Here is a 15,246-nt window from a genome sequence, read left to right as displayed (position 1 = left end):
TAAAATGAAATTATAATTAAAGAAGTTAGTAATTTTATGATTTGGAGGCTTAAAGTGGAGCTTAAAAAAATAATTGGCGTAGGAAACACTGCTATCGTATATGAGTGGGAAGATGATAGGGTACTTAAACTTTTTCATAAAGGATATTCTAAAGAGGCTATAAAAAGGGAGTTTTATAATGCAAAGGCTATAGAAGACATGGATTTTGAAAAACCAAAGGCTTATGAAATCATAGATTTTGAAGATCAGTGTGGCATTGTATATGATAAAGCAGAGGGAGAATCACTTCTACATTGGGTTTTAAAGACAGGAGATGTGAGGCAGTGTGCAATAATTATGGCAAGGTTGCATAAGAAAATGGGACAGAATAATATTAGCCATGTACCTAATTACAAAGATTTCTTAAGAGAAAATATATTAAATATATCTTCATCAAAAACAATAGAGCAGCAAAAAGCTTTGAGAATATTAGACATGCTTCCGGAAGGAAATAAATTCTGCCATGGAGACTTCCATCCAGATAATATTTTAATATCAGGTGACCGCGCTATCGTTATAGACTTTATGAATGTTTGTCAGGGCGATTTTCTATATGATATAGCAAGAACAGTGTTTTTAGTGGAGTATACACCTGTTCCAACTGATACTGAGAATAGAGAACAGCTTTTAGAATTCAAAAAAGCTTTAGCAGATTTATATTTAAGTGAAATGGAAGTTGCAAGAGAAACGATTAAGGATTATTTATCAGTGATTATTGAAGCAAGAAAAGGAGAATGTCCAAATGAATGAAAATTTCATTATAGGAGGCACTAAATATGAAGACAGACGAGTAGCTTTATATAATATTTTTAATAATAAACGGACTTATGGCTATAGTTAAAGGAAATTACTTTGGGAAAAATGCTACTTATAATGTAGTAAAACATATTATGGTATAGATTTTTAGGCATCTATTAGAAATTGATATAAAAATTATTGCTGCTAAAATTAAAGGTATATGATTTTTGGTTGATTTTGGGTATAATAAAATTATATGGTTCTAAGGAGGAGTTTCAAGATGAATTGTTGTTGCTGTTTACTAACTAACTTTATATTGGTAAAAAACAAAGCAACTAGTCTGTGATTTCTTGAGATATCCTTGAATATAAACTTTAGGATTATCAACTGCAGGTTTCTTGCCTGCAGTTTTTTGTTTTTAAAGGTATTTTAAAGTATTATTGCTTTCTAGAGAGCTACTTCTGTGGTAATAGAGTATATTTAGTAAATACTTGAACAGTGTATATTTAGTTAGGCGTTATTTGATTAATTTGCAAGATTCTATAATTAACGTAGCTTTTTAATATATAACCTTATTTTTAAAAATTAGGAGGAAAAACATATGAATATAAAGATTTATAATAGTTTCAGCAGAAAAAAAGAAGAGGTAATTCCAATAGAAGAAGGTAAGATAAAACTTTATACTTGCGGTCCAACAGTATACAATTTTGCTCATATAGGAAACTTAAGAACTTATATATTTGAGGATGTTTTAAAAAAGTCTATGGAGTATATAGGATTGAAGGTTAAGCATGTAATGAATATTACTGATGTAGGTCATTTAGAGTCAGATTCTGATACTGGAGAAGATAAAATGGCTTTAGGTGCCAGCAGAGAAAAGAAGACAGTGTGGGAAATAGCCAGGTTTTATGAAGATGAATTTTTGAAAGACTGCCAGTTGTTAAACATTACGAAACCTACAGTTATTTGCAGAGCCACTGAGCATATTGGTGATATGATTAATTTTATCAAAAAGCTTGAAGAAAGAGGATTTACTTATATAGCTAATGGGAATGTTTATTTTTCGATAGAAAAGTATCCTGAATATTCTAAACTTGCAAACCTTAGTATGGAAGAACTTGAGGCTGGAGGTAGAGTAGAAGTAGATCCGTTTAAAAAGAATCCTCTTGATTTCGTATTGTGGTTTACAAATTCGAAATTTTCTAATCAAATAATGCAATGGGAATCACCATGGGGAACTGGATTTCCGGGCTGGCATATTGAGTGCTCGGCTATGTCAATGAAGTACCTAGGTGAGAGGATTGATATACATTGCGGTGGGATAGATCATATTCCAGTACATCATACAAACGAGATAGCTCAATCAGAATGTGCAACAGGTCATAAATGGGTAAACTACTGGATGCACGGAGAGTTTTTGGTTATGGATAACGGAAAAATGTCAAAATCTTCTGGGGATTTTTTGACTATTTCGAAACTTATAGAAAAAGGTTATGATCCATTAGATTATAGGTTTTTTAATTTGCAGTCAAGATATAGGAAACAGCTAGTTTTTAGTTTTGAGAGTCTAATAGACTCTCAAAAATCGCTTAAAAAACTTAAGAGTAAGATTAAAAATATTATTAAAAATAAAAAGATCGAGGAGACTATAGGAGAGAGAAAAATAGAAAAGTATCAGACAAGTTTTGCGGCTCACATAAGCGATGATTTAAATACAGCTAATGCTCTCACAGTTTTATCAGAGGTTATTAAAAGTGATGAGTTAAATAATGCAGAGAAAATGTATTTGATAGAAGATTTTGATAAAGTATTATCATTAAATCTTACAACAATAGAAGAAGTAGATAGTAATGTTGATATGGATGAAGAATATATTGAATTACTTATCCTTGAAAGAAATAGAGCGAGAATGGAAAAAAATTGGGCTAGAGCAGATGAAATAAGAAAGATACTTTTAGAAAGAAATGTAGAACTCTTTGATTCAAAAGAAGGGACTACATGGAAACCAAAGTTGTAAGTAATTAGTACTTTTATGTGTAAATTACAAGAAAAATGCTACAAGATTATTTATCAGAGATTATTGAAGCAAGAAAGGGTGAAAATCCAAACTAATGAAAATTTCATTGGAAGAGGAACTAATATATGAAGACAGACGAGAAGCTATTTATTATATTTTTAATCATAAACGGAATTATGGCTATCATTAAGGGAAAATACTTAGGAAAAAATGGTACCTATAATGTAGTAAAGTATAAGTATCCTGAAGGGACAGAAAGACAATGGGCTATATTTGATGGCGGTTTATGGATAATTGCTGGTGTGTTATTTTACTATATAGGATTCTTTGCGCTTCTAGTTCTAATTATTTTGTACTATGCTGGAAAGAACATTTTTTCAAAACATGTATTTGTTAATAAAAATTAGATGATTTACAAAAACAAAAACAAAAAGAAGTTAAGAAGGGTTATGAGTATACTTTCTTAGCTTCTTTTTTATAGAATTTAATTATTTGATTGAAGAAAAGGGAGAACTCTATGAAATTATAAAAGTAGGCTAAAGCTTGTCAGATAATCTGGAACCATTTAGAAAGAACTCTTTGCTTTTTAAAACCTCTCTTAATATACATATTGTAAGCTAAAGTATTTTTAGTTATAACGATAAGCCCTATTTCTTCAACCTGCTTCTTATCTAAAAAATCTATAGCTGTTTCAAGAAGCATCTTTCCATAGCCTTTTCCTCTAAAAGCTTTCCTTAATCCAAGATCAAAAAGAGCCTTTCCATCCTTAATTTCAAATAGCAAAAAGCCTATTTCATGTCCATTTTGTTTTACGATAAAGTAGCAATTGTTATCATCAGCTTTTTTTATATATTCATCTACTTCATTTGCATATAAAGTGGATCCATTTGGTGCTTCGCTAAAGGCGTCGTTATTTATATCAAGATATTGTTTCTTATTTTCTTCAGACAATGGAATTAAAGCTAAGGTTGGAATTGTTATTTCCCTAGAATCTAAAGTCATCTTAAGCGCAGAGTATTGTTCGAAATAATTTAAAGTATTGAGTGAATTAATTAATTTATCATCAAGGGTGGCTAGATAAAACTCCTTAGCATTATGTTTTAATACTAATTTTTTTGAAGCTTCAATAAGTTCTTTTAGTATAATATTTGTAGTTTTAGAGCAAGTTGGTGAAATGGATAGATATATTGCGTAAGTTATAGCTTTAATTGGACATTCCTTTAGAATTATTTTAATTGCTCCTGTTATATTGCAATCTTCCACGCAAAATAATACTCCTTCACCAAATCCAAATAAATCAGATTTTAAATCTTTGTCCATATATGCTAAATTAGTATAAATTGATTTATCATTAGTTAAGAATTTATATGCTTCTTTTTGATCTTCTTCAGATAATTGTAAATAGTTCTTAATCATAATATGCCCCCTTAAATTTGATAAGTTACGATTTTAAAACAGTTAGGTCTGAAATAAATGTTTTATAGAACAATATGAGAATATTTTGGTTATATATAATATTATATAAACAAAAAGCAAAAATGACTATAAAATTGTAAATGTTATTTAAAAATGTTTATAAAAATTCTATGGATATACTGAAGGTTCTATAAAGCTATAGAGTTTTAGTTTAGAAGAAGACCGAAAAGTGTTTTAAACTATAATATGGATATTATGGGTTGTATTCGAAATGGAAAGCGTAAATGTGTATACTTTTAGATGTAGTATTTTTTACGCATCTGACTCTTCTGAACGTATGTGAAGAAATTCTGGAAGGCGATATAATTTTTACTCTTTGAGTTAAACTATTTTCAAAACTCTACTGGGTTCTAAGCAGATAATTTGAAAATATAAAATCTATTATGAAGCGATGCATTGGTGGAATATTACAGGATCATATTAATTCTTTGCGTAAGCTCATTAAAGCATTGAATGATTAATCATTTAATTTCAACATGGAGTTTTAACAGCACCTAAATTAAAGGAGATGAAAGTTTTTATGAGTAGCTATGATATTTTAGGAAAAATGGTTACAGTTACAGTTGATAGACCACTAGGCACATATCATCCAAGACATAAAACGATTTTTTATAATGTAAACTATGGGTATGTAGAAGGAATCATTGCTGGCGATGGAGCAGAACAGGATGCTTATATCTTAGGAATTGATATTCCAGTAAAAAGTTTTACTGGAAAGGTAATAGCTGTAGTACATAGGTTAGATGATGTGGAGGATAAGTGGATTGTAGTTCCTGAGAATATTATTTTGAAAGAAGAAGATATAAAGAAAGCGGTGAATTTCCAAGAACAATTTTTCACTTCAGAGTATTATTGTTTGTACAAGTAGGAGAAGTGTAAATCTTAAATCCATTTAAAGTAATTTTTTCTCAAAACAAATTGCTTTAGAATTATCTTTATATTTACCATAGTTTGGAATTTGAATATAACCGTTCTTTTTGTAGAAAGCTACTGCAGCTCTGTTTATTACTCTAGTCTCAAGCCATAGGGTTGAATAACCTAACTCTAATGCTTCCGATTCTAAATGTAGAAGAATCTTTGTTCCAATACCTTTGGTTTTAGCTTTAGCAAACATTCTTTTGACTTCAGCTATATTATCATCAATAGGGCGTATAGCACCGCAGCCTAATGGTTCTTCGCCTTCGCCATATGCAATTACAAACAAGGAACGTGGGACACAGACATCTCTTGGATCAAAAGAATTTTTTCCACTGTTACCTGTTATTGATTCTAAAGTTTTTGATAACTCATCCATTAAGATAATAGCGTCGTGGTCTGTAGGGTTCTTCTTGATAATCTTCATTTTCTATCCCTCAATTCATAAAAGAAATAATTAACTTAATATATTATAAGTGAATTCATTATTAATATCAGTATTTATTATGATCTCTATAAATTATAACATAGTTGAATTACATGGATCTAACTTCGTTTATTAGTTTATTAATACTAAAAGGTATGAGCGAAAGACTTTTAAATAGTTGTAAATTAAATGCTCCAAAAATATTTTTAATTATTTAATTATAAAAAGATGTATTTATATACTCCTGTGAATATATTTGAAATATGAGATGTGTGTGGTTTTCTCACTCTCAAAAATACTAATATATATTCTAAAATCAGAAAAAATCATGTATATTTTCCGAATTATTTTAATATATATGTAGTGTTAATAATATATATAGGAGGGTATATCTTGGACAGCTTTAATATATATAAGGATATAGCTGAAAGAACCCAAGGTGACATTTACGTTGGTGTTGTTGGGCCTGTAAGAACTGGTAAGTCTACATTTATTAAAAGATTCATGGATCTTATGGTAATACCAAAGATAGAAAATTCATATAAAAAAGAAAGGGCTAAGGATGAGCTGCCACAATCAGGATCAGGCAAAAGTATTCATACTACTGAACCTAAATTCATACCTAATGAAGCTATAGAAATCTCTTTAGATGAAGGCTTGAAATTCAAGGTAAGAATGGTTGATTGTGTTGGTTATATTGTAAAAGGAGCCTTAGGCTATATGGAGGGTGAGCAAGCAAAGATGGTTACCACTCCATGGTTTGATTATGAAATTCCTTTTGAAGATGCTGCTGAAATCGGTACAAGAAAGGTAATAACAGATCATTCAACTATCGGCTTAGTTATAACAACAGATGGCAGTATAACAGGAATAGCTAGAGAAGATTATGTTGATGCTGAGGAAAGAGTAATTCAAGAATTAAAAACAATAGATAAGCCTTTCATAATTGTACTTAATACAACTAAAGTAAATGCACCTGAAACAAAGGAACTTAAACTTCAACTTGAAGCAAAGTACAGTGTTCCAGTGCAGGTTATGGATGTATTATCCATGAAGGAAGAAGACATAACCCATTTATTCAAAAAAGTACTTAAGGAATTCCCAGTGAAGGAAGTAAACATAGATATGCCAGAATGGATAGAAAAATTGGATCCATCTCACTGGTTAAAAGAGAATTTCTTAAACATAGTTAAGGATATGTGTAAAAACATATTTAAAGTTAGAGATATAAAGACTTGCTTGGATGGATATAGAGATGAAGATTTCATGGGACTTACTGATATTGATGAGATGAACCTAGGCGATGGTACAGCAAGAATAAAGCTAAATCCAAAGCATGGCATTTTCTATAAAATACTTAGTGAATTGTGTGGCAACGATATATCATCAGAAAGTGAACTTATGACTTTAATGAAAGACCTTAATGAAGCAAAGGTTGAGTATGATAAGGTTTCAGATGCTTTGAAGGAAGTTAAAGAAACAGGTTATGGACTTGTAGCCCCTCAGCTAACAGAAATGAAATTTGAAGATCCAGAGTTCGTAAAGCAAGGTGGAAAGTATGTGGTTAAGCTAAAAGCTAGCGCTCCAAGCTTGCATTTTATAAAGGCTGATATCGAAACAGAGATATCACCAATAATGGGTACTGAAAAAGAAACAGAAGAGTTATTTAAGTCTCTTCTAGAACAGTTCGAAAGTGATCCAACAAAACTATGGCAGAGTAATATGTTCGGTAAATCCCTTGAAGTTCTTGTAAAAGAAGGACTACAGAACAAGCTCTACAAGATGCCAGAGGACGTACAAGTTAAGATCCAAAAGACCCTTCAAAAGATAATAAATGAAGGTAATGGTGGACTTATCTGCATAATTTTATAGTAAATTAATTAAACGATATAACCAATTACATTATTTGTTAGTGTAATTGGTTATTTTATTTGTAGCTTCAGGTAAATATACTTTGGTTTCATAATCTTTGCATGTAAGAGTTGAAAATATATTGAGAGATAGTATAATACTTAAAAGAGTATATTTATAAGAAGGGAACATATATTTAGTGGCTCAAAAAAATGCAGCACACTCTTTATACTAGGAATAATATATGAAAATAATAGAAGTAAAAGGAGATACTTTTTGTATTGATACTGGAAGAACGTATCTGCCTTTTTATAAAATAAATAGCAATGAAATAATTATGCTAGATTCAGGTTTAGAAAAAGGAGAAAGACAAGGAATTGAAAAACTTCTTGAAGAAAATAATCTGAAAATACGTGCTATAATATGTACTCATGCCCATGTAGACCATATAGGAAATAATACATATTTTAAGAATAAATATAGCTGTATTATTGCAATGCCAACTTATGAAGCTATGCTTTGTAGCTCTATTGTGAATTTAAAAGGATATTATAGTATGCTATCCTTAACTGAGATTAGAGAGCAGTTTGGGCATATGGTTTGTGAAACTGATGTTATGATTTCTCATAGTCAAAGTTTTGTCGAAGTCTGTGGAATTAAGTTTGATATTTTTCATACTCCAGGACATAGTGCTGCTCATATATGCATTACAACTCCAGATGAGGTTTGTTATTTAGGCGATGCTTTAGTAAGTTATGAAACTATGAGTGGAGCAAAACTGCCTTATGCTTATATAGTCAGTGAAGATTTAAAAAGCAAGCACAAGCTTTATGATTTAAAATGTAGCAAATACATTGTGGCTCATAAAGGTATCTACCACGATATTACAGAACTTATAGGAGCTAATATAGAATTCTACAAAGCTATAGCCTTAAAGGTATATGAAGTGATAGAAGATGGTATGACCATGGATCATATTAGATCAGCTGTTACTAAAAACTTCAATTTAAGAATAAATACTATGGCTAGATATGGATTAATTGAAAGACTTTTAAGGCCCTATGTTGAATATTTAAGCGAAATTGGAAGTATAAGTTTGCAAATAGAGGATGGAGTAATCAAATACTCAAAATATTAACAAATTTATCATAGTTAGCCTAAATTTGATAAAATATTTAATGTAAGTGTGCTTTTTGTTACAGCAATTTTCAGCTGGAAGTGTTATACTAATTAGTAATAATAATTATTAAAAGAGGAGCGTATATAATGTTTAATTGGAAACCTGAATTTGAACTTGGTATGGAAAAAATAGACAATGAGCACAAGAAGTTATTTGAAATAGCTAATAAAGGCTATGAGCTTTTAAAGAATGATTTTTATGTGGACAAGTACGATAGAATAATGGAGATAATAGTAGAGTTGAAAGACTATGCTCAGTTTCACTTTTCTGCTGAAGAAGAATATCTTGCAAGCATAGGCTACAAGAAATTATTTACTCATAAGATTGAACATGATTCCTTTATTCAAAAGGTAAGCAATGTTAACCTAAATGATGTTGATTCAAATCAAGATAAATATGTTCAAGATTTATTAGATTTTATAGTTATATGGATTAAAGAGCACATAATGGAAAAAGACAGAGAATACGTAAACGCAAAATAGTACATATGTAAAGATGTACCACTTCAATCCAAAAAGTATTTTCAAAACTCCTCTAGGTTCTGAGAGGAGAATTTGAAAATATAAATTTTATTATGAAGCGGTACATCCATAACTATTCTAGTTAAAATAAATAACCAATTACCTGATAATAAGATATGGTAATTGGTTATTCTTATTTTATTTGAAATTTAGTTAAATAAAAATTCGTAGATTCATAGAAATTTTAGTTTAGAATCTAAGGATTAAAGAGAAACATCTTTACTAAAAAAAGAAGTTATAAAAGAGTGAAAGGATTTGTTGAAATGAAAGTACAAAAAGTGCTTTATAAATGGAGTGAGCTAGATTGAATAAATTCAATCTAGCTCGGTTTTGTGAAAAAATTTTTAAAACACTATTATTATACAATTAATGTCATGGAAAATCAAGGTGATAATTTTAAAGTAGCGTGATGAAATTAAGTGATTATCAATCTCCTTCTACATATCTTAAGCTATTCCAATAATTGGTAGAATCATATAATAGTTTAGTTATGCTTATCATATTTAATCGGCGTCCTCTCTTAACGTTTATGGTGAAATCTCAACAAGGTGCTTTAACATTACGTAAATTTTTATTGCAGGAATATAGTGCCATAGACTTTTGTTTTATTATGCATAAGGTTTATTGATTTTATACTTGGAAGGTTTGAAAGTTATTCTACATATTCCGTAACTTTTTTAAACTGCTATCGTATGAGGTTATATAGGATAAATTGAATGCATAACTTTATTATTGTACATTTGCATTAAAAGAGGAGTTGAATGATTATGGTAACTAATAAGAAAATAAAATTGGTAGGATTACTGTTTATAGTTTTAAATCTACTGATAACATATTTCTGGGTTTTTAACTGGAAAATCTTAGATAATACATTAGGTTACATTTTGTGGGTAGGAGATATTATAATTTCTATAATATTGTCTATTGTTTTGAAAAGAAGTGAGATTAAAGTATTGTATATATTATTGCTTATTACAACAATTATTGTAGTACTATTACTTCTAGCAGCGGGATTTATAATATTTACTGTTAGTAGTATGGGATAGAGTAGGTTTCATATTATAAAGGTTAAAATAGGCATGTTTATCGGAGTGATAAGTATTGGGGTATTATTTGTGATTACTTATATGATACGTTAAAACATTTAAGATATATTTTACAATAAATATTGCTTAGGATAATTATAAAAAGTGAGCAGAATTAGAAGTTCCACTCACCATACATAGATCAAACCTTTTTATATCTTACATGATCTACATCTTCATTTATAACAACAATGTTTCTATAGACTCCTTCTTCGACTTCTCTATTAAAAATAGCTCCATCTTGTGCATGTTCATTTTTCGGTAAGGTGGCAGAGACAACATTCCTGAATTCAAAATGCTCACCTTCAGCTATTCTATTAAGTTTTTCCATGTCTATATGACTTTTTTTCATTATGATAACCTCCAGAATAATTCTAACTACTTCTTTTTATGTTTTCCTTCTTTAATTTATATATGTATTAAGTAAGATTAACTCTGGAGTGATAGTATACAAAAATTGAATTGCTAGTTTATGGTATAATAAGTTGTGTTAAAAGCTTAAGTTAATATTAAAATATTTGGCTAAAAGGGTGGGAGAAAATAATGAAATTTGATGTTAAAGAATTATTTTGGATAAGAGAATTAGAAGAAAAATCAGTGGAGCAAGACAAAATAGTTATGATCACTGAACCAGGTACAGATTTATGGCAGAGGACTTACTATGGTTTTAGAAATGACAATGCACCTGTTTTAGTTATGGAAACCAATGAGAAATTTTTCTCTTTTAGTGTTAAGACAGAATTTGAAAGTAAGCACCGATTTGATCAGTGTGGAATAGTGCTTTATCAAGATAGTGACAACTGGTTAAAGGCGTCTATAGAATATGAAAATGATCATTATCAAAGACTTGGCAGTGTAGTAACTAACCATGGTTATTCAGATTGGGCTACTACTGACATTGCAGCAGATATAAAATCTATGTACTACAGATTAAGCCGTCGTGAAAGTGATTTTTGTATCGAATGTTCCAATGATGGGATAAATTATAAACAAATGAGAATATGTCACCTTTTTGAAGGTTCAGAGAATATTAGGTTTGGGATATATGCTTGCAGTCCAGAGAAGTCTTCTTTTAAAGCTACCTTTACTGAAATGGAGATTACCGAATGTAAGTGGGGAGAGCATAAGTAATAGCAGAAAATTATACTCCTGAAAGTTTTTAAATCGCAAAAAAAGTTGTTTGAAATGTCAATGTATAGGAATATTAATAAAGTAAACACTATAGAGGAAAAAATCTTATATAAAAACTTAAGTATATTAGTTTAGTTATATGTACTTGTTCTTTTATAGGTGTAAATGAAAAGTTAAAAAATTTTCTATATATTGAGGAGGTGTTGTAGATGAAAGTTGCTATTATGGGAGCTGGAATGGCAGGACTTTCTTGTGCTATAACCTTAGAAAAACATGGAATTACACCAATGATTTTTGAAAGTCGCAGTAGGGTAGGAGATAGATTCATAAATTCTGAGGCTATGTTTAATATTTTAAATAGACCTGTTAAAGATACAATTGAACATATTTCGGAAAATTACCATATCAATATGGATCCTATAGACCGCGTTAAAAAACTGACTATTCATTCTAAAAATGAAATAGGGAACATTGAAGGAAAGATTGGATATACGAATATAAGAGGACGACATAATGATTCATATGAGAGTCAATTAGCTAGACAAGTAAAATCTAAGATTAATTTTAATTCCACATATGATTATCCATATTTATGTAAGCATTTTGATAATGTGGTATTGGCAACAGGTGATGGGCAATATGCAGCAGGTATAGGAAATTATAAGTGTGATTTAACAGTAACCATAAAAGGTGCTACAGTTGAAGGAAACTTTGTGACCAGTAATCCACACGTATGGTTTAACTATGACGTAATACCTAAAGGATATATTTGGGTTATCCCATTCTCTGAAAAAGAAGGAAATATAGTTATTGCTTATCCAGATTATCCAGATAACATAAAATTAGATATAGAAGTAATGTGGGAAAAAGCTTATAACTTAGTAAGTAAGGATCTAAAGCAAAATTTTAAAATTACAGATAAATTTGAAATTACTAGATACATGATGGGGATATGTAATAAAGCCAAGCTAGACAATACATATTTTGTTGGGAATTGTTTTGGTACCATATCACCTGGACTTGGGTTTGGACAATTTGTGGCTGTTTTAACTGGTGTATATGCAGCCTACGATATTTGTAATATAGGAGTTTATGAAGAATTAACTAAACCATTGTTCGAAAATTACAATCACTCCCTGACTCTGAGAAGATTTTTGGAGAGTCAAACTAATGAGCAAATGGATGCAAATATTAAAAATTTAGATAATAGAATTCTCGATTCTATAATTGATAAAATATGCGACAATGAAAATGGTATTGATTTAATGAAGCTATCAACACCTGTTATACGATTATGGAACAATTACAAAGAATATAGTAATAACAGATAAATGTTCCATGAATGACGTCAATAAATTTAAAAATATGAATAGTATTTATTCCTAGAATAAAGCCAATAGCTAATTATTTTTTTCAATTTAGCCAATGGCCTTATTTTTTTTGCTACAAATTTGAGAAAGTATATAATTTTTATGCTAATAAAAGTTAGTAAAGTTAATAAACTTGAATAGGCTTTAGGTCATAGAATAAAAAATGGCTGTCTGTTGGATTTTCATTAGGCACATTCTAAAAAGATAAATGTATAAAAATTTTAAATAGGATAGCCCTGCAGGAAAAGGTATATAATATAAATATTAAATAGTCAATAATGTATCAGCTTTAGCAAGTATTATGATTAATAATAAAATAATTAATATACTAGATGGACAATCTGTCTACAAATGCATAGATAAGATTTAGTGTTACAAAAATTATAACTAGTACTTAGAATGAATTTATAAAAGTTAAATCATGGAGGAATGAGAAATGCAGTATATAACTGGACTACTTGATCATTATGGATATATAGTTTTGTTAGTTGCATTAGTGTTAGAATTAATTGCGTTTCCACTACCTGGTGAACTTCTTATGACATATTGCGGATTTCTTGTAAATCAGCAAAAATTAAATTGGTTCTTTAGTATTACAATTGCATCAATTGGAGCAATTATTGGGGTAACAATTTCGTATTTTATCGGAAATAGATTAGGTGTTCGTTTCTTTAAACGATATGGTCATTTTATACATCTTGGACCGAGGGGATTGGAAAAAACTTCAGTATGGTTTAATAAGTATGGAAATAGATTGTTAATCATATCATATTTCATACCAGGTGTTAGACATATTACAGGATATTTTTCAGGTATAACGGAAATTTCATATAAGAAGTTTGCTTTGAATTCTTACATAGGAGCTATATTATGGTCTACGACATTTATTTCATTAGGTAAACTTTTAGGGACAAAGTGGGAAAGGTATCATAGACTAATTACTCAATATCTAATCATAGGTGGGTTGATTATATCTATAGTTATAGTAATTATTTATTTGTATAAGAGTCATAAGCAACAGATTATCGAAGCTACTGTGAGAATACTTAGAAAGGCTATGAAGACATTCAATTCCTTTGGCAAGATCAAAGCTGCAATGTTAGGTGTTGCTGTTGTCTTCATTGCTTTTTTTGCTCTTCTAATAGGTGTCATTGAAGATTTTTTATCTAATGAATTCAATCAATTTGATACAATTGCAAGCTATCTTATGAAAATAATCTTTACTGAAAATTGGCGATTCTTGATGAGCGTGTTTTATTATCTAACTTCTTTAATTGCATTAATATTAGTTATTGTTTGTACTATTGTATTTATCATGATAAAAGGTATAGATAAGTTTCTTGAAATTAGGTTTGCATTTTTCACTATTTTAGGTGGAGAGGCTTTGCAAACTTTATTAAGACTTGCTTTTAAACGTATGGGACCATTTGGGGTATCATTCACAGAAAATATTAAATATACTTTCCCTAGTGAGCAATCTTTGATGGCTATAGTTGCATATGGATTTGTATGTTTCCTTATATTACGCCATACGAAGATTAATTGGCTTAGGATATCAGCTGTAGTTATAACTATAGTAATTTGTCTCTTTAGTGGAATAAGTGTTCTATTTTATCAAGTCCAATATCCCAGTGATATTTATGCTGGGTATGTTTTTGGCGTACTATGGCTTACCTTGAATATTATATTATTAGAATGCTATCGTATATTGCCTAAAATTTAATAAAGAAAAACATCCTTATATGAAATATCAGAGGTAACAGTATAAAAGTACTATGAATATTACGTTCATAGTGCTTTATAGTTTGTTTAGTAACAATATTTAGGCGAAAACACTTCCAAGTGTATCAATTAGTGAAATATTTAGGAATATGGAGATATATTAAAAAAATGTATAAGTAAATTGCTCTCAGGACATATTACATATTATTGAGCATCAATTGATGTGATATCATAGTCTATGTCGCTGTAACACAATTCGACAAAATAACACAAAGTTTTAAAACGAAATTTAAATTGAATTTAAAAAAGTTTTAAAAATGTGTTGACAAAGAAATCTTACGATGGTAAGATATAAAAGCTGTCAGAAAAACAGCGAAACAAACTTGGTCTTTGAAAATTAAACAGAGAAGATAAACAAAGTCTAAAACTAGACTTAAACTAAACCAGCAATTCTTTTGAAAAAAAGACTTACTAAGTAAGTAAGCTATGATTAAACTTTAAATTGAGAGTTTGATCCTGGCTCAGGACGAACGCTGGCGGCGTGCCTAACACATGCAAGTCGAGCGGAGAAAGTTCTTCGGAACTTTCTCAGCGGCGGACGGGTGAGTAACACGTGGGTAACCTGCCTTATAGAGGGGGATAGCCTTCCGAAAGGAAGATTAATACCGCATAATATTTTCGTTTCGCATGAAATGAAAATCAAAGGAGCAATCCGCTATAAGATGGACCCGCGGCGCATTAGCTAGTTGGTGAGGTAATGGCTCACCAAGGCGA

Annotated in this window: 14 protein-coding genes and 1 rRNA gene; 12 read left to right on the top strand and 3 right to left on the bottom strand. The window is 29.9% G+C overall.

Annotated features, from left to right (window positions below; genetic code table 11):
• The first annotated feature begins 54 nt into the window (after nt 1–54).
• The 3 genes from J3477_RS09465 to J3477_RS09455 all read left to right on the top strand — a co-directional run bounded on the left by J3477_RS09465 (nt 55) and on the right by J3477_RS09455 (nt 3,201).
• On the top strand, nt 55–789 hold the full coding sequence (locus tag J3477_RS09465; protein ID WP_206869728.1) for an aminoglycoside phosphotransferase family protein: 735 nt from the start codon (nt 55–57) through the stop codon (nt 787–789).
• A gap of 589 nt (nt 790–1,378) precedes the next feature.
• Complete coding sequence (cysS, locus tag J3477_RS09460; protein ID WP_206869727.1) at nt 1,379–2,794, top strand: cysteine--tRNA ligase; 1,416 nt, start codon at nt 1,379–1,381, stop codon at nt 2,792–2,794.
• Between the two features lie 125 nt (nt 2,795–2,919).
• Entirely contained in the window at nt 2,920–3,201 is a 282-nt protein-coding gene (locus J3477_RS09455) for a hypothetical protein (protein ID WP_206869726.1), read from the top strand.
• Between the two features lie 139 nt (nt 3,202–3,340).
• Here the strand turns inward: J3477_RS09455 and J3477_RS09450 are convergent, their stop codons facing one another.
• Nucleotides 3,341–4,210 (bottom strand): GNAT family N-acetyltransferase, encoded by an 870-nt coding sequence (locus tag J3477_RS09450; RefSeq protein ID WP_206869725.1) that lies wholly within the window; start codon nt 4,208–4,210, stop codon nt 3,341–3,343.
• A 580-nt stretch (nt 4,211–4,790) separates the two neighbouring features.
• Here J3477_RS09450 and J3477_RS09445 point away from each other — a divergent pair.
• Entirely contained in the window at nt 4,791–5,138 is a 348-nt protein-coding gene (locus J3477_RS09445; RefSeq protein WP_206869724.1) for an inorganic pyrophosphatase, read from the top strand.
• A gap of 24 nt (nt 5,139–5,162) precedes the next feature.
• On the opposite strand, the gene J3477_RS09440 is transcribed toward J3477_RS09445, so the two are convergent.
• Nucleotides 5,163–5,612 (bottom strand): GNAT family N-acetyltransferase, encoded by a 450-nt coding sequence (locus J3477_RS09440; protein WP_206869723.1) that lies wholly within the window; start codon nt 5,610–5,612, stop codon nt 5,163–5,165.
• Between the two features lie 393 nt (nt 5,613–6,005).
• On the opposite strand from J3477_RS09440, the gene spoIVA reads away from it, so the two are divergent.
• From spoIVA to J3477_RS09420, 4 genes are all read left to right on the top strand, one after another.
• Nucleotides 6,006–7,484 carry a stage IV sporulation protein A gene (gene spoIVA / locus J3477_RS09435; RefSeq protein ID WP_206869722.1) on the top strand — a complete coding sequence of 493 codons (1,479 nt, stop codon included), beginning with the start codon at nt 6,006–6,008 and terminating at the stop codon, nt 7,482–7,484.
• Nucleotides 7,485–7,707: 223 nt separating this feature from the next.
• Complete coding sequence (locus tag J3477_RS09430) at nt 7,708–8,601, top strand: MBL fold metallo-hydrolase (RefSeq protein ID WP_206869721.1); 894 nt, start codon at nt 7,708–7,710, stop codon at nt 8,599–8,601.
• A gap of 128 nt (nt 8,602–8,729) precedes the next feature.
• Nucleotides 8,730–9,125 (top strand): bacteriohemerythrin, encoded by a 396-nt coding sequence (locus J3477_RS09425; protein ID WP_206869720.1) that lies wholly within the window; start codon nt 8,730–8,732, stop codon nt 9,123–9,125.
• Nucleotides 9,126–9,931: 806 nt separating this feature from the next.
• Nucleotides 9,932–10,210: a hypothetical protein gene (locus J3477_RS09420; protein WP_206869719.1), complete on the top strand. Its 279-nt coding sequence runs from the start codon at nt 9,932–9,934 to the stop codon at nt 10,208–10,210.
• Between the two features lie 181 nt (nt 10,211–10,391).
• Here the strand turns inward: J3477_RS09420 and J3477_RS09415 are convergent, their stop codons facing one another.
• Nucleotides 10,392–10,601 carry a hypothetical protein gene (locus J3477_RS09415; RefSeq protein ID WP_206869718.1) on the bottom strand — a complete coding sequence of 70 codons (210 nt, stop codon included), beginning with the start codon at nt 10,599–10,601 and terminating at the stop codon, nt 10,392–10,394.
• A 191-nt stretch (nt 10,602–10,792) separates the two neighbouring features.
• On the opposite strand from J3477_RS09415, the gene J3477_RS09410 reads away from it, so the two are divergent.
• The 4 genes from J3477_RS09410 to J3477_RS09395 form a co-directional block, all read left to right on the top strand.
• Entirely contained in the window at nt 10,793–11,380 is a 588-nt protein-coding gene (locus J3477_RS09410) for a DUF1349 domain-containing protein (RefSeq protein WP_206869717.1), read from the top strand.
• Nucleotides 11,381–11,589: 209 nt separating this feature from the next.
• Nucleotides 11,590–12,711 (top strand): NAD(P)/FAD-dependent oxidoreductase, encoded by a 1,122-nt coding sequence (locus J3477_RS09405; RefSeq protein WP_206869715.1) that lies wholly within the window; start codon nt 11,590–11,592, stop codon nt 12,709–12,711.
• 475 nt (nt 12,712–13,186) lie between these two features.
• A complete protein-coding gene (locus J3477_RS09400; protein WP_206869713.1) occupies nt 13,187–14,473 on the top strand; it encodes a VTT domain-containing protein in 1,287 nt (428 codons plus the stop codon).
• 497 nt (nt 14,474–14,970) lie between these two features.
• Nucleotides 14,971–15,246, top strand: a 16S ribosomal RNA gene (locus tag J3477_RS09395); the annotation flags it as partial.

This window comes from Clostridium zeae, from assembly GCF_017312485.1.
In the GTDB taxonomy this organism is placed as follows: domain Bacteria; phylum Bacillota; class Clostridia; order Clostridiales; family Clostridiaceae; genus Clostridium_AR; species Clostridium_AR zeae.
Note: the sequence above shows the minus strand (reverse complement) of the source record. Positions and strands in the feature narration are given on the sequence as shown.

What these genes read in the sequence shown, in the direction of transcription:
- cysS (WP_206869727.1), top strand. Translation starts at nt 1,379, where the DNA reads ATGAATATAAAGATTTATAATAGTTTCAGCAGAAAAAAAGAAGAGGTA.
- J3477_RS09455 (WP_206869726.1), top strand. Translation starts at nt 2,920, where the DNA reads ATGAAGACAGACGAGAAGCTATTTATTATATTTTTAATCATAAACGGA.
- J3477_RS09450 (WP_206869725.1), bottom strand. Translation starts at nt 4,210, where the DNA reads ATGATTAAGAACTATTTACAATTATCTGAAGAAGATCAAAAAGAAGCA.
- J3477_RS09445 (WP_206869724.1), top strand. Translation starts at nt 4,791, where the DNA reads ATGAGTAGCTATGATATTTTAGGAAAAATGGTTACAGTTACAGTTGAT.
- J3477_RS09440 (WP_206869723.1), bottom strand. Translation starts at nt 5,612, where the DNA reads ATGAAGATTATCAAGAAGAACCCTACAGACCACGACGCTATTATCTTA.
- J3477_RS09430 (WP_206869721.1), top strand. Translation starts at nt 7,708, where the DNA reads ATGAAAATAATAGAAGTAAAAGGAGATACTTTTTGTATTGATACTGGA.
- J3477_RS09425 (WP_206869720.1), top strand. Translation starts at nt 8,730, where the DNA reads ATGTTTAATTGGAAACCTGAATTTGAACTTGGTATGGAAAAAATAGAC.
- J3477_RS09420 (WP_206869719.1), top strand. Translation starts at nt 9,932, where the DNA reads ATGGTAACTAATAAGAAAATAAAATTGGTAGGATTACTGTTTATAGTT.
- J3477_RS09415 (WP_206869718.1), bottom strand. Translation starts at nt 10,601, where the DNA reads ATGAAAAAAAGTCATATAGACATGGAAAAACTTAATAGAATAGCTGAA.
- J3477_RS09410 (WP_206869717.1), top strand. Translation starts at nt 10,793, where the DNA reads ATGAAATTTGATGTTAAAGAATTATTTTGGATAAGAGAATTAGAAGAA.
- J3477_RS09405 (WP_206869715.1), top strand. Translation starts at nt 11,590, where the DNA reads ATGAAAGTTGCTATTATGGGAGCTGGAATGGCAGGACTTTCTTGTGCT.
- J3477_RS09400 (WP_206869713.1), top strand. Translation starts at nt 13,187, where the DNA reads ATGCAGTATATAACTGGACTACTTGATCATTATGGATATATAGTTTTG.